The following is a 17,030-nucleotide window of genomic DNA, read 5'->3' on the forward strand; positions in this document are numbered from 1 at the left end:
ATGAGCGTCACCACACCTCCCGTGGACCCCGCCCGCGCGCGCGAGATGTTCCGGTCCGGCCTCTCCTCGCCGACGGCCGGATGGGCCCCGGGCTACGCCCAGGCCAACCTCATCGCCGTCCCGGCCGACTGGGCGGAGGACGTACGGCTCTTCTGCCGCCGCAACCCGGCGCCCTGTCCGGTCCTCGACGAGACCGGGCCCGGTTCCGTGGCCACCCGGCTGGCCGACGGCGCCGACCTGCGCACCGACTTTCCCGGCTACCGCGTCTGGGAACACGGCGAACTCGTCGCCGAACCTGCCGAGGTGACCGCCCACTGGCGGGACGACCTGGTCGCCTTCCTCATCGGGTGCAGCTTCACCTTCGAGACGGCGCTCGCCGCCGCGGGCGTGCCGCTGCGCCACATCGAGCAGGGCCGGAACGTGCCCATGTACGTGACGAACCGCCAGTGCCGTCCGGCGGGGCGGCTCTCGGGCCCGATGGTGGTCACCATGCGGCCGATACCCTCACGTCTGGTCCCCACCGCGCGCGAGGTGAGCGGGACGATGCCCGCCGTGCACGGCGCCCCCGTGCACGAGGGTGACCCGGCCCAACTCGGCATCCGCGACCTCTCCCGGCCCGACTTCGGCGACTCGGTAGAGTTCCGGACGGGCGACATTCCGGTGTTCTGGGCTTGCGGAGTGACCCCGCAGGCGGCCGTCATGGCCTCCCGCCCGCCCTTCGCGATCACCCACTCACCGGGCCGGATGCTCGTGACGGACGTACGGGACGAGGAGTACCGCACGTCATGACTCCCCACCCGCACCACCGACCTCCGGAGGAGCGATGACCGACGCACCGTTCGGCGCGCCGATCGACCTCAACGCCGACCTCGGCGAGGGCTTCGGCCACTGGCGGCTCACCGACGACGAGGCGCTGCTGTCCGTCGTCACCAGTGCCAATGTCGCGTGCGGCTTCCACGCCGGCGATCCGTCCACCATGCGGCGGGTGTGCGACCTGGCCGCCGAGCGCGGGGTCCGCGTCGGCGCCCAGGTCTCGTACCGGGACCTGGCCGGCTTCGGGCGGCGCGCCATGGACGTGGAGCCGCGCGAGCTGGCCGACGAGATCGCCTACCAGATCGGCGCGTTGGAGGTGTTCGCCCGCTCGGCGGGCATCCGCGTCACCTACGTCAAACCGCACGGGGCGCTCTACAACCGCTGCGTGCACGACGCCGAGCAGGCCGCGGCCGTCGTCGAGGGCGTGCGCCTGGCGGTCGGGGAAACGGCGCTGCCGGTCCTGGGCCTGCCAGGATCACGGCTGCACGAGGCGGCCGGCGCGGCCGGGCTGCCGGTCGTCGCCGAGGCCTTCGCCGACCGCGCGTACACGGCCGAAGGGACGCTCGTGCCGCGTCGCGAGCCCGGTGCCGTCGTCACCGACGCCGGCACCGTCGTGAAGCGCTCCCTGATGATCGCCCGCGACAGGGCGGTGACCTCGATCGACGGGCAGCGGGTCGAGGTCGCCGCGCGGTCGCTGTGCCTGCACGGCGACACCCCGGGCGCCGTCGACCTCGCCCGGCGCGTACGGAGCGAACTCGAGGCCGCGGGCGCACGGGTGGAGGCGTTCACATGACCGGCGGTGCCACGACAGTACGGGCGGCGGGAGCAGGCGGCGGGGCCGGGGCCCCGCCGCCCGGCCCGCGCGTCCTGCCCGTCGGCGAGCACGGGCTGCTCATCGAACTCGACAGCGGCGAGGCGGCCGAGGCGCTGCACGCCGAGATCCTGCGCCGCGCGGCGGCCCGCGAACTGCCCGCCGTGACCGAGGTCGTGCCCGCCGCGCGGACCGTGTTCCTCGACGGTCTCGACGACCCCGCCCTGCTCGCCGCCGAGCTGCCCGGCTGGCGGATCCCGCCGCTCGCCCGGGACCGGGCCGGGACCGTCGAGATACCGGTCCGCTACGACGGCCCCGACCTCGCCGAGGTCGCGGCGGTCTGGGGCGTCACGCCCGCGGAGGCGGCGGCGCTCCACTCCGGCACCGAATTCCGGGTCGCCTTCTGCGGGTTCGCCCCCGGCTTCGGCTATCTGACCGGCCTGCCCGACCGCTACCAGGTGCCGCGCCGTGCCACCCCCCGGACCCGGGTCCCGGTCGGCTCGGTCGCCCTCGCGGGCCCGTACACCGGCGTGTATCCACGCTCCTCCCCCGGTGGCTGGCAACTCATCGGCACCACGGACGCGGTGCTGTGGGACACCGCACGCGATCCGGCGGCACTGCTCACGCCCGGCACCCGCGTCCGCTTCGTCGTGGCGGAGCCGGCAGAGCCGGAAAAGCCGGAAGGAAAGGAACAGTGACCGACAGCGCCTTCGCGGTCGTCCGGGCGGGCGCGCTGACCACCGTCCAGGACCTGGGGCGCGCGGGCCACGCCCACCTGGGCGTGCCCCGCTCCGGCGCCCTCGACGAGCCCGCGCACCGGCTGGCCAACCGCCTCGTCGGCAACCCGGAGGACGCCGCGACCCTGGAGACCACGCTGACCGGATGCGCCGTACGGCTCCGCCGGGCGGCGACGGTGGCGGTCACCGGCGCGCCCTGCGCGGTCACCGTCGACGGCCGCCCCGCCGCCTGGGGCGCGCCGGTGCGGCTCCCGGCGGGCACCGTGCTGGATGTCGGTGCCGCCATACACGGGGTGCGCACGTATGTGGCGTTCGGCGGCGGTGTCGATGCCGAGCCGGTGCTCGGCAGCCGCTCCACCGACGTGCTCTCGGGGCTGGGCCCTGCGCCGCTCGCCGACGGTGCGGTGCTGCGGCTCGGCGTGCCGTACGGGCCGACCCCGGCGGTGGACTGGGTCCCGTACGTGGGCATCGTGCCCGAGCTGGTGCTTCCGGTGGTGCTCGGTCCGCGCGACGACTGGTTCACCGCCGCCGGGCTGCGCACCCTCACCGCCGGCCGCTTCCGGGTCGCGGCCGCGGGCAACCGGATCGGGCTGCGCACCGAGGGCCCCGCGCTGGAGCGCGCCAGGGAGGACGAGCTGCCCAGCGAGGGCATGGTGCTCGGCGCCCTCCAGGTGCCGCCCGACGGCCGCCCGGTGCTCTTCCTCGCCGACCATCCGACGACCGGCGGCTATCCCGTGGTGGGCGTCGTCCCGGAGCCGTACCTGGCCGCCGCGGCACAGGCCGTCCCCGGCACCCCGGTGCGGTTCGCCCCGCTGCGCCGCCCGGGTCAGCCGTCCGCGTCCCGGGTGCGCGCCGGGGTGCGGTGACTGGTGTCGCACCAGGGGTAACGGCCGCTGCGCCCGCAGGCGCACACCGCCACCATCACCCGGTCGGACCGGACCGTGCTGCCGTCCTCCAGGACCACCTCCACCGGGCCCTCGACCAGCAGCGGGCCCTCGGGGTCGACGAGGACGCGGCGCGCCGGGCCGGACTCGTCAGGCGCCGGGCTCATCGGGTGCAGCTGCTGCACTCGGTCGTACGGATGGCACGGATCACCACCAGCTCCTCCTTGTCGTCGCCCGGGCCGATCAGCCCCCGGGCGGCTAGCCAGGGGCTGTGCCGCAGCAGCACGGGCCCGAACGGGACGACGCGGCGTGCGGTCACATCCGCGTGCAGCCCCTGCGCGGCCAGCCGCTCCAGCGTCGTCTCCACGCCGCTCAGCGCGGACTGCACGAGCAGCAGCACTCCGCGGGGGCGCAGCAGTCCCGGCATCCGGGCGCACAGCCGGTCCAGCACCGCCCGGCCGTCCGGCCCCGCGTTCCAGGCGCGGCCGCCCGTGGCGCGCTCGAAGGCGCGGGGGCGGCGCGAGGGCACATAGGGCGGGTTGGCCAGGACGACGTCGAAGCGCCGCCCGGGGGCCACGGCCGCCAGACCGCCGAAGCGGACCCGGACCGGCTCGCCGCTGAGCCGGGCGTTCAGCCAGGCCGCCAGCACCGCGCGCGCCGAGATGTCCACGGCCTCGACCCCCGCGGCTCCGCAGCGCGCGGCGAGCACCGCCAGCGCGCCGGTGCCCGTTCCGATGTCCAGCACCTGGGCACCCGGCAGGGCGGGCTCGCAGTGCACCATCTCGGCCAGCAGGGCGGTGTCGTCCTGCGGTGCGTACACGCCGGGAGGGGCAATCAGTCGCATCCGTCCCAGGTACCTCATCCGCAACAGACGAAACCGCCCCGGTGCGGACCGGCGGATCCGGCCGGATGCGTCGGGCGGGCGATCCGGGGCACTCGGCGGGCCCCGAGCAACGGCGGAAGAGGAGCGGTCGATGACGAGTCTTCCCACCGGGTTCGCGCCCGCGTCGTACTGGATGGAGTCTGCCCCCGGCCTCGCGTATCCGGCCCTGGAGCCCGGCCCCGAGCGCACCGTCCCCGAGGTCGAGGTCGCCGTCGTGGGCGGCGGCATCGCGGGGATCTGCGCGGCCTGGGAGCTGGCCCGGGCCGGGCGCCAGGTGGCGCTGATCGAGGCGGACCGGCTGGCGGCGGGCGCGACCGGCCACACGACGGCCAAGCTCTCCGCCCTTCAGGGCCTCGCCTACCAGGACATCCGCTCCTCGCGCGGCCAGGAGGCGGCGCGGCTGTACGCGGCGTCCCAGGCCGACGCGGTGGACCGGGTCGGCCGGATCACCGCCGAGCTGGGCGTCGACTGCGATCTGGAGCGGGCCCCGGCGTACACCTACGCCGAGAGCGAGGAGTCGCTGGGCGCGGTGCGGGCCGAGGCGGAGGCGGCCGCGGCGGCCGGCCTGGACGCCTCGTTCACGACGGAGACGGATCTGCCGTTCCCGGTCGCGGGCGCGGTCCGGGTCCCGGACCAGGCCCAGTTCCACCCGCGGAAGTTCCTGCTGGCCCTTGCCGAAGACCTGGTCGCGCGCGGCGGCCGGATCTACGAGAACACGCGGGTCATGGGCCTGGGCGAGGGCCATCCCTGCCGTCTCACCACCGACCGCGGGGCGCGGATCCGGGCGCGCGAGGTCGTGGTCACCACCGCCTACCCGATCTTCGACCGGGCGCTGCTGTTCCCCCGGCTGAAGGCGCTGCGCGAGCTGGTCGTCGCCGCGGTGCTGCCGGAGGACCGGGCCCCGCGCGGCATGTACCTCACGCCCGAGGACGACACCCGGTCGGTCCGTAGCGCGCCCTACGGGGACGGCCGGCGGCTGCTCATCGTCACCGGGGAGAAGTTCACGCCCGGGGTGGGCAGCGTCGAAGGGCGCTACGAGCGGCTGATCTCCTGGACGCGGCGGCGCTTCCCGGGCGCCGAGCCCGCGTTCCGCTGGGCCGCGCAGGACAACTGGACCACCGACCATGTGCCGTACGTCGGCCCGCTGCACCCCGCCGCCCGGCACGCGTACGTGGCGACCGGCTTCGCCGGGTGGGGCATGACCGGCGGCGTGCTCACCGGACGGCTGCTGGCCGCGCGGCTGACGGGCGAGCCGCTGCCGTGGACGGACCTCTACGATCCGAGGCGGCTGAACCCGCTGCGCGAGACCCCGGCGCTGCTCCGGTTTCAGGGCGAGGTGGCGCGCCACTTCTTCGGCGACCGGATTTCCGGGGACGGCGCGGACGCGGTGCGCGACATCCCGCCGGGCGGCGGCGCGGTCGTGCGCGTCGGGGCGGGGCAGCGCGCCGTGCACCGCGACGAGGAGGGCACGCTGCACGCCCTGTCCGCGCGCTGCACCCATCTCGGGTGTCTGGTGCGGTTCAACGACGCCGAGCGGACCTGGGAGTGCCCGTGCCACGGGTCCCGCTTCGCCGTCGACGGCAGCGTGCTCCAGGGCCCGGCGGTCCACCCGCTGGAGCGGTACGACGGCATCGGCGACGGCGGCGACGGACGCCATGGCCCCGGCCCGGACGGGCACGACGGGCCGGACGGGGAGGGCCGGCGGTGACTCTCGGCGCCCTCGGAACAACCCCGCCCGCCACGACGCCCGGCCCGCCCGCACTGCCGGAGGCTCGTGGTCCGCTGTCCGCGGCGGTCCGTACCGCCCTGCTGCACGCCCCGCCGCCGGCACGGCTGCCGGAGGCGGGGGCCGCCGACCCGTTCGGCGAGGACCTGTCGCTCGCGCTGTACATCGCCTACGAACTCCACTACCGCGGCTTCGCGGGCGTCGACGAGACCTGGGAGTGGCAGCCGGATCTGCTGCGGCTGCGGGCCGCGCTGGAGGACCGGTTCCTCGGCGCGCTGCGCGAGGCCGTGCCCGGGGGCGCGGATGTGGCCGGTGAGCTGGACGCGCTGCTGGCCGAACCGCCGGCCGCGCCCGGCGTCGGCGACCACCTCCAACGCCGGGGCACCTGGGGGCAGCTGCGCGAATATCTGGCCCACCGCTCGCTGTACCAGCTGAAGGAGGCCGATCCGCAGGCGTGGCTGATCCCCCGGTTGACAGGGCAGGCCAAGGCGTCGCTGGTGGCGGTGGAGTACGACGAGTTCGGGGCGGGCCACGGCGACCGGGTGCACGCCCGGCTGTTCGCCGAGGCGATGGCGGGGGCGGGGCTCGACCCCGGCTACGGCCGCTACCTGGACCAGGCGCCCGCCGAGACGCTCGCCACCGTCAACCTGATGTCGCTGCTCGGGCTGCACCGCTCACTGCGCGGGGCGATGGCCGGGCACTTCGCCACCCTGGAGATCACCTCGTCGCCCGGGGCCCGGCGGCTGGCGCGGGCGCTGGAGCGGCTGGGCGCCGAGCCCCGGTGCGTACGGTTCTTCACCGAGCACATCGAGGCCGACGCGGTGCACGAGCAGCTGATGCGCCGGGACGTCGTCGGCGGCTTCCTCGCCACGGAGCCGGAGCAGGCCCCGGCCGTCGTCTTCGGGATTCAGGCCACCAACTACCTTGACGCGCGCTGGTCGGACCGCCTGCTCGGGGCGTGGGCGGCCGACCGCCCGTCCCTGCGCCTGCCGCTGTGCGACGGCTGACCGCCGCGCGGCGGGGCGCCCGGTGAGGATGCGCCGCGCGCCTGCCGCCGCGCGCGCTGCCGCAGCGCCCGGCGCTCCTCCTCGTCGGTGCCGCCCCACACGCCGTGGGTCACCCCGGTGTCCAGCGCGTAGGCGAGGCACTGGTGCATCACCGGGCAGCGGTGGCAGACCTCCTTGGCCAGGGCCTGCTGCGCCTGGGCCGCGGGCCCGGCCACCCCCACCGGGAAGAACAGCTCGGGGTCCTCGTCCACGCATGCCGCGCTCTGCCACCAATCCATGACTGCCCCTTCTGCGATGTGTCGTGGTGATGTCCCGCCCTCGCCCACGCGGGTGACGCGTCCGGTGAGTGGTCATGGGGACACGAAGCCGACCCCGCGCACGAGGCTTGGCGGGCTTGACAGAGGTCGGGTTTCCAACCCCCGCGACCGCAAACGGGGTTGATCGCGCCAATGCGGCGGGCGTCTACGGGGCGGAGCTCGAGGAGGGCGCCGGCCCGTACCCGCCGCCGCCCGGGGTGTGGACGACCAGGACGTCGTCCACGCCGACGTCGGCCGCGTCGCAGCCGGTCAGCCGGTCCACCGAGCCGTCGGCGCGCTCGATCAGGTTGGCGCCGAGCGCGCCCGGCGCGCCGCCCGCCATGCCGTACGGGGCGACCCGGCGGTGGCCGGTGAGCAGGGCGACCGTCATCGGCTCCAGGAAGCGGATGCGGCGGGTGACGCCGTGGCCGCCGCGCCAACGGCCGCGGCCGCCGCTGTCCCGCCGTACCTCGAAGCCCTCGACCCGGACGGGGTAGCGCCACTCCAGCACTTCGGGGTCGGTGAGCCGGGAGTTGGTCATGTGAGTCTGCACGGCGTCGGCGCCGTCGAAGCCGTCGCCCGCGCCCGAGCCGCTGGCCACGGTCTCGTAGTACTGGACGCGGTCATTGCCGAAGGTGACGTTGTTCATCGTGCCGGAGCCCTCGGCCTGGACGCCGAGCGCCGCGTAGAGGGCACCGGTGACGGCCTGGGAGGTCTCGACGTTCCCGGCGACCGTGGCGGCCGGATACACCGGCGCCAGCATCGAGCCCTCGGGGATGCGGACCTCCAGGGGCTTCAGGCAGCCGCTGTTGAGCGGGATGTCCTCGGCGACCAGGGTGCGGAAGACGTAGAGCACGGCCGCCATCACCACCGAGCTGGGCGCGTTGGCGTTGCCCGGCTGCTGGAGCGACGTACCCGCGAAGTCCAGGACGGCGCCGCGGCGCGCGCGGTCGACGGTGAGGGCGACACGGATGACGGCCCCGCTGTCGGTCTCGTAAGCGTACGAGCCGTCCCGGAGGGCGCCGACGATACGGCGTACGGATTCCTCGGCGTTGTCCTGGACGTGGCCCATATAGGCGTGCACGACGTCCAGGCCGAACTGGCCGATCATCCGGCGCAGTTCCTGGATGCCCTTCTCGTTGGCGGCGATCTGGGCGCGCAGGTCGGCGAGGTTGGCGTCCGGGGCGCGGGAGGGGTACGGGCCGGAGGTCAGCAGCTCGCGGGTCTCGCGCTCGCGCAGCGCGCCGTCCCGTACCAGCAGCCAGTTGTCGAAGAGCACGCCCTCCTCCTCGATGGTGCGGCTGAAGGCGGGCATGGAGCCGGGGGTGATGCCGCCGATCTCGGCGTGGTGGCCGCGGGAGGCGACCAGGAACAGCAGCTCCGTGCCGTCGTCGTCGAAGACCGGGGTGACGACCGTGACGTCCGGGAGGTGGGTGCCGCCGTGGTACGGGTCGTTGATGGCGTAGACGTCCCCGGGCCGCAAGGCATCGCCATTGCGCCGCAGCACCTCCTTGATGGACTCGCCCATCGACCCCAGGTGCACCGGGATGTGGGGGGCGTTGGCGATCAGGTTGCCGTCGGCGTCGAACAGGGCGCACGAGAAGTCCAGCCGCTCCTTGATGTTGACGGAGTGGGCGGTGTTCTCCAGGCGCAGGCCCATCTGTTCGGCGATGGCCATGAAGAGGCTGTTGAAGACCTCCAGCATCACCGGGTCCACCTCGGTGCCGACGGCCGTACTGCGCGGCCGGGGCCGGACCCGGGTGAGCAGCAGATGGCCGCGGTCGCCCGGGGCCGCCTGCCAGCCGGGATCCACGACGGTGGTGGCGTCGTCCTCGGCGATGACCGCGGGGCCGGTGACGGTGTCCCCGGGGCGCATCCCGTCGCGTTCGTACAGCCCGGTGCGCCGCCACCGCCCCTCCGCGAACATCTCCACGGTCGCCACCGGCGCCAAGTCGCCCTCCCTGGGCGGCTGTTCCACGGCGTGGCCGCCCGCCGGGCCCGCCGCGCCGACCGCCTCCACCGACACCGCCTCCATGACGAGCGGCTTGTCCATGGTGAACGCGTAGCGCGTGCGGTGCGCCCGTACGAAGCCGTCGGTCATCGCGGGGACGGAGTCCAGCGGGACGGGGAGAGCGGCGTCGGTGCCCGCGTACCGCAGATGGACCCGCGCCGTGGTGCGCACGCTCTCCCCGGGAACGCCGTCGGCCAGCAGCTCGTCGCGCGTCCGGCCGGACAGCCGCGCGCACAGCTCGCGCACCTCCGGCAGGGACTCCTCGCTCAGCTCCGTCTCCACGGCCTGCTCGCGCATCGCGGTGGCGTCGGCCACCCCGATGCCGTACGCCGAGAGCACCCCGGCCAGCGGCGGCACGATCACCGTGCCGATGCCGAGGGCGTCCGCGACCGCGCACGCGTGCTGACCGCCCGCGCCGCCGAAGCTGGTGAGCGCGTAGCGGGTGACGTCGTGGCCGCGCTGCACGGAGATCTTCTTGACCGCGTTGGCCATGTTCAGCACCGCGATGTCCAGGAAGCCCGCCGCGACATCCTCCGGGCCGCGCCGGTCGCCGGTCGCCTCCGCGATCTCCTCGGCGAGGCGGGCGAAGCGCTCCCGTACGGTGTCCGCGTCCAGCCGCCGGTCGGCGTGCGGGCCGAAGACCGCCGGGAAGTGGGCGGGCTGGATCCGGCCCAGCATCACATTGGCATCGGTCACGGTCAGCGGGCCGCCGCGCCGGTAGCAGGCGGGGCCGGGGACGGCACCGGCGGAGTCCGGGCCCACCCGGTAGCGGCGGCCGTCGAAGTGGAGCACCGAGCCGCCGCCCGCCGCGACGGTGTGGATGTTCATCATGGGCGCGCGCATCCGCACGCCCGCGACCTCGGTCCCGAAGACCCGCTCGAACTCGCCCGCGTAGTGCGACACATCGGTCGAGGTGCCGCCCATGTCGAAGCCGATGACGTTTGTGTGACCGGCCTCGGCGGAGGAGCGCGCCATGCCCACCACACCGCCCGCGGGCCCCGACAGCACCGCGTCCTTGCCCCGGAAGTGCGCGGCCTCCCGCAGCCCGCCGTTGGACTGCATGAACATCAGCCGGATGCCCCGCAGTTCGGCGGCCACGTCCTCGACGTAGCGGCGCAGGATCGGCGAGAGGTACGCGTCGACGACGGTGGTGTCGCCGCGCGACACCAGCTTCATCAGCGGGCTCACCTCATGCGAACAGCTCACCTGCGTGAAGCCGAGATCGCGGGCCGCCTCGCCCACCGCGCGCTCGTGCGCGGCATACCGGTAGCCGTGCGTCAGGACGACCGCGGCGCTGCGGAAGCCGTCGCGGTGGGCGGCGCGCAGCGCCTCCGCGACGGCGTCGAGGTCGAGGGGGCGTACGACGGCACCGTGCGCGTCCACCCGCTCGGGCACCTCGATCACCCGGTCGTACAGCGCCTCCGGCAGCACGATCCGGCGGTCGAACAGCCGCGGCCGGTTCTGGTACGCGATGCGCAGCGCGTCCCGGAAACCGGCCGTGACGACGAGCACCGTGGGCTCGCCCTTGCGCTCCAGCAGGGCGTTGGTCGCGACGGTGGTGCCCATCTTGACGACGGCGATCCGGTCGGCCGGGACCGGATCGTCGGACCCGAGCCCCAGCGTCTGCCGGATCCCGGCGACGGCCGCGTCCCCGGTGCGCTCGGGATGGTGGGACAGGAGCTTGCGGGTGACCAGGCGGCCGTCCGGGCGCTTCCCGACGACATCGGTGAAGGTACCGCCACGGTCGATCCAGAATTCCCAGCGACCCGTCATCCCGCCATTGTCGCAGCGTGCGGGTCGGATTTCGGCTGCGGCAGCGGGGCGAGCGAGGCCAGCGCCTCCAGCGCCGCCCGCGCTTCGCGGCCGTCGAGCAGATGTCCGCTCCCCCGCACCCGGTGGCGGACCTCCTGCGCCGCCAGCGCGAGGAGTCCGGGCAGCAGATCGGTGCAGCGGTCCACGACCCAGCGCGTGCCCCGGGTCGCCATCCACCAGGCGCTCGCGGCACGCGAGGGCGTCGGCCCGTCGAGCGCCGTGGACGGCGGGTCGCCCATGGCGATGCCGCGGGCCGTGAGCGCGGTGTGGAACTCCCGCGCCAGCATCCGGTGCCCCAGCTCACTCGGATGCAGCCGGTCCACGCTCCACGCGGCGCGGTCCGTGACCCAGCCGTGCTCCGTCAGCTCCACGTGCACCGCGCCGTACCGCCCGGACAGCGCGTGCACCACGGTGTTGACGGCCCGCATACGGCGCCCCAGCGGCCGGGCGAGCGCGTCCGGCAGCCCCAGCATCCGGCCCGGGTCGGGCAGGCACGCGGTGAGCACCACCGTCCCGTCGGCGCGCAGCGCGCCGATCGTCGCGTCGAGGGCCTCGGCGACCCGGCGGATGTCGAAGGTGTCGCGCAGGGTGTCGTTCATGCCGACCACGACGGACGCGAGGTGCGGACGAGCGCCGCGGGCGGCGGTCAGCTGCTCACCGGCCACGTCGGCGGCGAGCGCGCCGCTGCGGGAGACGTTGACGAAGTCGACGGGCTTCCCGTGCGGCCCCGCCGCCCCCGCCAGCAACGCCGCCCACCCCCGCCACCCACCACCGGCCACGGGGTCCCCGAGCCCCTCGGTCAGCGAGTCACCGAGCGCGGCGAACCGCGTGGTGGGCACGGCAACGGCCCCTTCGCGGGGCCCGGCCGCGTCGGCGGGTGCCGCCCGGGAATCCGCGCACGAGCCACCCGCCCGGCGGACCCCCGCAACCACCGGCACGGCCGCAACGGCCCGGTGGGCGTCCGGGGCAGCCGGGGCCGTCCCCGGGGCCAGGGTGCAGGGCGTGAGAACCGTGGGCGAACCACCGGCGGGCACGGGGCCCCCGAGCCCCTCGGCCAGCGAGTCGCCGGGCGCGGAGAACCGCGTGGTGGACACGGCCTCGTCGGCGGGTGCCGCCCGGGAATCCGCGCACGAGCCACCCGCCCGGCGGACCCCCGCAACCACCGGCACAGCAGCAACGGCCCGGTGGGCGTCCGGGGCAGCCGGGGCCGTCCCCGGGGCCGGGACATCTCCGAGCGCGGCGTACCGCGTGGTGGGCGTGGCGGCCGGCCCCACCCCGTCGGCCCCGGACACGGCCGGGGCGCCCCCGGCGGCCCCCGCACGACGGGCGTCCGGTGCAGCGGGCACCACACAACGCACCGGGCCCCCCGAAGCGGCGGACGACGAGCCGGTCGCCGCAGCGTCGGCCGGCGTAGCCGGACCCACAGCCGCGCATGGGCCGTCCCCGACCGGCCCGACCGCCGGGCCACCGGGCGCGCCGGGACCGGTTCGGCGGGCGTCCGGTGCAGCCGGTGCGGGCGACACCGCGCCCGGGGCCGAGGTGCGGGGCGGGACAGTCACGGCATCACGGTCGGCCACCTGCACGGCAGGCACCACGCGACGGGCCGGACCACCCGGCGTGGCGGCCGACCGGTCGGTCGTCACCTCGTCGGTCGGGGCCACCGCACCAGCAGCAGTGGCGGGTACGGCCGCGTCCGGGACAGTTCGCGCCCCGAGCCGGGTGGCCTCCGGGCCGGCGGGCACCACGTGCCGGGGGTGCTGGGCGACCGCATCTGCCCCGGAGGACGGACCGGCGACGGCAGCGCCGTGAGCCCGTGCGGCGCCACCCGGAACCGCCCGACCGGCCGGGGCCGGTATTACCACGGCCGGGGCCTCGGCCTCGGCGGCCGCTGCCGGGATGGGCCGCGCGGCGGTGCGGACCGGGGCCGTCCGGCCGGTCAGGGCATCGTCGGTCACCACTGGCGTGGCAGCCGCCGTCGGCTGACCGGTCAGGGTGCCCGGGGACGTCGGATGGGGGCGACGGTCCGGGCAAGCGCTCGGTGCGCTCACCGGGCACCGCCGACTGCGGTCCGCGCCGGGGTCCGGCCGTCGGGCTGGAGGCGGGACGCGTCGTGGGCGGCCAGAAAGGCGTCGACCGCCGCGGGCCAGCTGTAGCGCTCGGCGCGGGCCCGGGCCATGGCGCGGCGTACGGACTCGGGGCGGGCCAGTACCTCGGCGGCGGCGTCCGCGAACGCCGCCCCGTTGTCGGCCGCCGTCGCGCCCGCCGGGCCGACGATGTCGGGGAGCGCGGACAGGGCGCTGACGACCACGGGCGACCCGCACGCCAGCGCCTCCAGCGCGGCAAGACCGAAGGTCTCCGCCGGGCCCGGGGCCAGGACGACGTCCGCGCTCGCCTGGAGCGCGGCCAGCCGGGACCGGTCGCCGACATGGCCGAGGAAGGTCGCCGGAAGCCCCTCCGCGTGGGCGCGGGCCTCCAGCCGGGCGCGCATCGGGCCGTCGCCCGCGACGACGAGCGCCGCCGGGACGCCGCGCCGCCGCAGCTCGGCGAGGGCGTCGAGCGCGCGGCCCGGCCGCTTCTCGGGCGACAGGCGGGAGCACATGGCGAGCAGGACCGAGGCGCCGCCCCGGTGGTGCTCGCGCAGGGCGCCGTCGAAGTGGGACGGGTGGAAGTGGCCGAGGTCGACGCCCAGGGGGGCGCGTACGACGTTGCGCGCGCCGATGCGTACGAACTCGCGCTCTGCCCACTCCGTGGTGCAGACGACCCGTGCGTACGCCCGCGCGGTACGGCGGTTCAGCCGGTCGGCCGCGCCCCGGGCGGCCGCCTCGGGCACGCCCCAGGTGCGCAGCACGGCGTCGGCACTCTCGTGGGAGACCATCACGGCGGGCACGCGGGCGCGCCGCGCCCACTCCCCCGTCCAGCGCAGGGTGGTGCGGTCGGAGACCTCCAGCCGGTCGGGGGCGAGCCCGTCGAGCAGCCGGGCCAGCCGCCGCCGGTCGGTCAGCACCCGGTAGCCGCCGGTGCCGGGCACGGCGTGGCCGGGGAGGGTGATCACCCGGCCCTGGCGGGTGTGCTCGTCCGCGTCGCGCTCTCCCGGCACGATCAGGACGGGCTCGTGCCCGGCCGCCTGATAGCCCGCGCCCAGCTCGCGCAGCGCGGTGCGCAGGCCGCCGGAGGACGGGGTGACGAAGTTGGCGAGCCGGACGATGCGCAGGGGCCGGTCGGTGTTCCCGCTCATGCCGCCACCGCCGTACGGGCCATGAGCACCTCGGCGTAGTGGTCGATCAGCTGGTCGACGATCGCCTCCCAGGTGCGGCCCTCGACCGCCTCCCGGCCCGCCTGCCCCAGCGCGGCGCGCGTCCGGGGGTGGACGGCGAGGAGGGATACGGCATCGCGCACCTCGTCCGCGTCGCCGGGCGGCACCAGCAGCCCGGTACGGCCGTGGTCGACGAGGTCGAGCGGGCCGCCCGCGGCGGGCGCGATCACCGGCACGCCGCTGGCCTGCGCCTCCTGCACGGTCTGGCAGAAGGTCTCCTGCGGGCCGGTATGCGCGAAGACGTCCAGCGAGGCGAAGATGCGGGCCAGGTCGGTGCCGGTGCGGCGGCCGAGGAAGCGGGCGCCGGGCAGGGCGGCCCGCAGCGCGGTCTCGCTCGGCCCGTCCCCGACCACGACCACCCGGACGCCGGGCAGCGAACACAGCGGGGCCAGCAGCTCGACGTTCTTCTCGGGCGCCAGGCGGCCGACGTAGCCGACGATCAGCTCGCCGCCGGGGGCCAGGGAGCGGCGCAGCTCCGGGTCGCGGCGCGAGGGGTGGAAGCGCTCGGTGTCGACGCCGCGCGGCCACAGCGCGACCCGCGGCACCCCGTGCTCGTCGAGGTCGCGCGCGGCGGCGGTGGACGGGGCGAGGGTGCGGTCGGCGGCGGTGTGCACGGCCCGTATCCGGCGCCAGGCCGCGTTCTCGCCCGCGCCGAGGTACGTACGGGCGTAGCCGCCCAGGTCGGTCTGGTAGACGGCGACGGCGGGAATCCGCAGCCGCAGCGCGGCGGTCATCCCGCGCGCGCCGAGCACGAAGGGGCTGGCCAGGTGGACGAGATCGCTGCGGTGCGAGGTGATCGCGGCGGCGAGCCGGCGGCTGGGCAGCGCGACGCGCACCTGCGGGTAGCCGGGCAGGGGAAGGGAGGGAATCCGGACAACGGGGAAAGGATGCGTTCCGTCGGCGTCCCCGTCCCCGTCGGGTGGCCCGTCGTGCGGACCCGCGGGGGCGATGACGAGCGGTTGGTGACCGCGCCGGTGGAGATGCTGGGCGGTCTGCAGCGTGCAGTGAGCGACGCCGTTGATGTCGGGCGGGAAGGATTCGGTCACGATGGCGACTCGCATAACCGTGTTGTCGGCGTACGAAGGGTGGCTCCGGCATCGTCCACCTTGCGAGCCGTGAAACGTCCCGTGAGCGTTGGCCCCCGCGCCCGCCGAAGCCGGGCGAGGGCCGGACGAACCACCCGAAACCCGGCGTGAACCCCGGGGTTCACGGACGACCACGTGGCGTGAACACGCCGGTCGCCGGGCCCGGGGCCGGAACCTCCGGGGTCAGACTTCGGCGGCGTCGGGGTCGATGCGGCTGCGGACCGCCGTCTGGACCTCCGCCTCCTCGGCCGGGTCGGCGGCCAGCCTGCGGAGCTGTTCCACGACGCGGGCGTCGGCGGTGGCGGCGTGGTGGGCGGCGAGTTCGCGGGTGGTCTCCTCGCAGTCCCAGAGGCATTCGACCGCGAAGCCCGCGGCGAACGTGGGGTCGGTGGCGGCCAGGGCGCGGGCGGCGCGGCCGCGGAGGTGGGAGGAGGCGGTTTCGCGGTAGACGTGGCGCAGGACGGGGGCGGCGCAGGTGATCGCGAGGCGGCCGGCGCCGTCCACGAGCGTCCACAGGGCCTGGCTGTGCGGGCCCTCGGCCCGCACCGTGCGGCGGAGGGCGGCGAGGACGAGGCCCGTGTCGTACTGTCCGCCGCGGCTCGCGAGCATCGCGGCGGCCGCGGCGCCGAGCGCGTCGGGGCGGTGGGCCCAGATCCGGGCGCGGTCCAGGGCGGCCACGCCGCGCATGCGTTCGAAGGCGGAGAGGGCGGCCCCGGAGACCGTCTCCGAGGCGTCCGGCTCGGTCACCGCGGCCTCGATCAGGTCCAGCACCTCGGGGTCGCCGATGTCCGCGAGGTGCCGCAGGGCGGTCGCGCGGGCCGCGTCCGGGGCCGACGCGGCGGCGGCCAGCAGCTCGGGCCGGTCCTCGGGACCGGCGACGGCGGCGAGACAGCGGGCGGCCGCGTCGGGGCGCCGGGTGCCGGGCCGCAGGTCGTGTTCCCGCTGGGCCCAGGCCAGGACGTCGTGGACGCTCCAGCCGGGGCGCGGCCCGGAGGGGCGCAGCTGGCGCTGCCAGCGGTCGAAGGCGCTCTGCTCCTGCGCGGCGCGCACGCGCGGGCCGTACACCGGGTCGTCGGCCCACAGCCGCCAGGGGCGGGGCTCGTAGGCGCCGCGCGCGGCGGCGGCCAGCTCGGCGGCGCCGTCGGGGGTCTCGGGGAAGCGGTCGAGGACGGCGGGGGCGAGGGCGCGCAGCCCCGCGTCGTCGTCACGCAGGGCCAGCTCGTCCAGGGCCCATTCCCAGTTGCTGCCGGCGGCGGCGTACCGGCGCAGCAGCAACAGCGCGTCGAGCCGGTCGTAGGCGGCGAGGTGGCCGAGGACGGCGAGGGCGAGCCCGGTGCGCTCCTCGTCGGTGTTCACCAGGTCGTCGGGGTGGAAGAGGTGCTGTTCGATTTCGTCGAGGTCCGCGTCGAGGTCCAGGCAGAGCCTGGCGTAATAGAGGGAGCGGTTCTCGACCTGCCAGTCACGGCGGGGGTCGTGCAGCACACAGTGGTGCAGTGCCGCGAGCGCCTCGGCCCGCGGCGCGGCGAGGGCGTGCAGGGTACCGTCGCCGCGGCCTCGCTGGAGGAGGCCGAGCAGCGTACCGCTGGGCGCTATGTCTGGATCGAACATGAGGTCAGCATCCGGTGCGGGGGGTTCGCTGGCAACGGGATTTC

At 76.0% G+C, this 17,030-nt stretch carries 13 protein-coding genes and 1 pseudogene; 6 read left to right on the top strand and 8 right to left on the bottom strand.

Going from position 1 to position 17,030, the window contains the following annotated elements; all coding sequences use genetic code 11:
• The 4 genes from ACH4SI_RS35280 to ACH4SI_RS35295 are packed head-to-tail and all read left to right on the top strand — an operon-like array spanning position 1 to position 3,227.
• Positions 1-789: a putative hydro-lyase gene (locus tag ACH4SI_RS35280; protein WP_398303111.1), complete on the top strand. Its 789-nt coding sequence runs from the start codon at positions 1-3 to the stop codon at positions 787-789.
• A gap of 34 nt (positions 790-823) precedes the next feature.
• Positions 824-1,606, top strand: coding sequence for a LamB/YcsF family protein (locus ACH4SI_RS35285; RefSeq protein ID WP_398303113.1), 783 nt, complete (start codon positions 824-826; stop codon positions 1,604-1,606).
• Complete coding sequence (gene pxpB, locus ACH4SI_RS35290; protein ID WP_398303115.1) at positions 1,603-2,322, top strand: 5-oxoprolinase subunit PxpB; 720 nt, start codon at positions 1,603-1,605, stop codon at positions 2,320-2,322. Before ACH4SI_RS35285 ends, pxpB begins: the two co-directional genes overlap by 4 nt.
• A complete protein-coding gene (locus ACH4SI_RS35295; RefSeq protein WP_398303117.1) occupies positions 2,319-3,227 on the top strand; it encodes a biotin-dependent carboxyltransferase family protein in 909 nt (302 codons plus the stop codon). Before pxpB ends, ACH4SI_RS35295 begins: the two co-directional genes overlap by 4 nt.
• Here the strand turns inward: ACH4SI_RS35295 and ACH4SI_RS35300 are convergent.
• Complete coding sequence (locus ACH4SI_RS35300; RefSeq protein WP_398303119.1) at positions 3,188-3,412, bottom strand: CDGSH iron-sulfur domain-containing protein; 225 nt, start codon at positions 3,410-3,412, stop codon at positions 3,188-3,190. The genes ACH4SI_RS35295 and ACH4SI_RS35300 overlap by 40 nt on opposite strands.
• The gene (locus ACH4SI_RS35305) at positions 3,409-4,089 is read right to left on the bottom strand and encodes a HemK2/MTQ2 family protein methyltransferase (RefSeq protein ID WP_398303121.1); all 681 of its coding nucleotides are present in this window, start codon (positions 4,087-4,089) and stop codon (positions 3,409-3,411) included. The genes ACH4SI_RS35300 and ACH4SI_RS35305 overlap by 4 nt, the downstream gene beginning before the upstream one ends.
• Before the next feature lie 130 nt (positions 4,090-4,219).
• Here ACH4SI_RS35305 and ACH4SI_RS35310 point away from each other — a divergent pair, with 130 nt between their 5' ends.
• Together ACH4SI_RS35310 and ACH4SI_RS35315 are read left to right on the top strand one after the other, a co-directional pair.
• Positions 4,220-5,836, top strand: a complete 1,617-nt coding sequence (locus tag ACH4SI_RS35310; RefSeq protein WP_398303123.1) for an FAD-dependent oxidoreductase — start codon at positions 4,220-4,222, stop codon at positions 5,834-5,836.
• On the top strand, positions 5,833-6,861 hold the full coding sequence (locus tag ACH4SI_RS35315; RefSeq protein WP_398303125.1) for an iron-containing redox enzyme family protein: 1,029 nt from the start codon (positions 5,833-5,835) through the stop codon (positions 6,859-6,861). Before ACH4SI_RS35310 ends, ACH4SI_RS35315 begins: the two co-directional genes overlap by 4 nt.
• Before the next feature lie 23 nt (positions 6,862-6,884).
• On the opposite strand, the pseudogene ACH4SI_RS35320 reads toward ACH4SI_RS35315, so the two are convergent.
• The 6 genes and pseudogenes from ACH4SI_RS35320 to ACH4SI_RS35345 form a co-directional block, all read right to left on the bottom strand.
• A pseudogene (locus ACH4SI_RS35320) lies at positions 6,885-7,139 on the bottom strand (WhiB family transcriptional regulator); the annotation flags it as partial.
• Positions 7,140-7,323: 184 nt separating this feature from the next.
• Complete coding sequence (locus ACH4SI_RS35325) at positions 7,324-10,941, bottom strand: hydantoinase B/oxoprolinase family protein (RefSeq protein WP_398303128.1); 3,618 nt, start codon at positions 10,939-10,941, stop codon at positions 7,324-7,326.
• Positions 10,938-12,074, bottom strand: a complete 1,137-nt coding sequence (locus ACH4SI_RS35330) for an SGNH/GDSL hydrolase family protein (protein WP_398303130.1) — start codon at positions 12,072-12,074, stop codon at positions 10,938-10,940. The genes ACH4SI_RS35325 and ACH4SI_RS35330 overlap by 4 nt, the downstream gene beginning before the upstream one ends.
• A 950-nt stretch (positions 12,075-13,024) precedes the next feature.
• Positions 13,025-14,215: a glycosyltransferase gene (locus tag ACH4SI_RS35335; protein ID WP_398303132.1), complete on the bottom strand. Its 1,191-nt coding sequence runs from the start codon at positions 14,213-14,215 to the stop codon at positions 13,025-13,027.
• Positions 14,212-15,354: a glycosyltransferase family 4 protein gene (locus ACH4SI_RS35340; RefSeq protein ID WP_398303134.1), complete on the bottom strand. Its 1,143-nt coding sequence runs from the start codon at positions 15,352-15,354 to the stop codon at positions 14,212-14,214. Before ACH4SI_RS35340 ends, ACH4SI_RS35335 begins: the two co-directional genes overlap by 4 nt.
• Positions 15,355-15,561: 207 nt before the next feature.
• Positions 15,562-16,986, bottom strand: coding sequence for a HEAT repeat domain-containing protein (locus ACH4SI_RS35345; protein WP_398303136.1), 1,425 nt, complete (start codon positions 16,984-16,986; stop codon positions 15,562-15,564).
• Positions 16,987-17,030: the final 44 nt, after the last annotated feature.

It is taken from the genome of Streptomyces sp. NPDC021212 (assembly GCF_044332925.1).
Classification (GTDB): Bacteria; Actinomycetota; Actinomycetes; order Streptomycetales; family Streptomycetaceae; genus Streptomyces.

Excerpts from the sequence above, each read along its gene's own strand:
- ACH4SI_RS35325 (WP_398303128.1), bottom strand. The coding sequence starts at position 10,941 with ATGACGGGTCGCTGGGAATTCTGGATCGACCGTGGCGGTACCTTCACC.
- pxpB (WP_398303115.1), top strand. The coding sequence starts at position 1,603 with ATGACCGGCGGTGCCACGACAGTACGGGCGGCGGGAGCAGGCGGCGGG.
- ACH4SI_RS35280 (WP_398303111.1), top strand. The coding sequence starts at position 1 with ATGAGCGTCACCACACCTCCCGTGGACCCCGCCCGCGCGCGCGAGATG.
- ACH4SI_RS35310 (WP_398303123.1), top strand. The coding sequence starts at position 4,220 with ATGACGAGTCTTCCCACCGGGTTCGCGCCCGCGTCGTACTGGATGGAG.
- ACH4SI_RS35305 (WP_398303121.1), bottom strand. The coding sequence starts at position 4,089 with ATGCGACTGATTGCCCCTCCCGGCGTGTACGCACCGCAGGACGACACC.
- ACH4SI_RS35285 (WP_398303113.1), top strand. The coding sequence starts at position 824 with ATGACCGACGCACCGTTCGGCGCGCCGATCGACCTCAACGCCGACCTC.
- ACH4SI_RS35300 (WP_398303119.1), bottom strand. The coding sequence starts at position 3,412 with ATGAGCCCGGCGCCTGACGAGTCCGGCCCGGCGCGCCGCGTCCTCGTC.
- ACH4SI_RS35340 (WP_398303134.1), bottom strand. The coding sequence starts at position 15,354 with ATGCGAGTCGCCATCGTGACCGAATCCTTCCCGCCCGACATCAACGGC.
- ACH4SI_RS35345 (WP_398303136.1), bottom strand. The coding sequence starts at position 16,986 with ATGTTCGATCCAGACATAGCGCCCAGCGGTACGCTGCTCGGCCTCCTC.
- ACH4SI_RS35335 (WP_398303132.1), bottom strand. The coding sequence starts at position 14,215 with ATGAGCGGGAACACCGACCGGCCCCTGCGCATCGTCCGGCTCGCCAAC.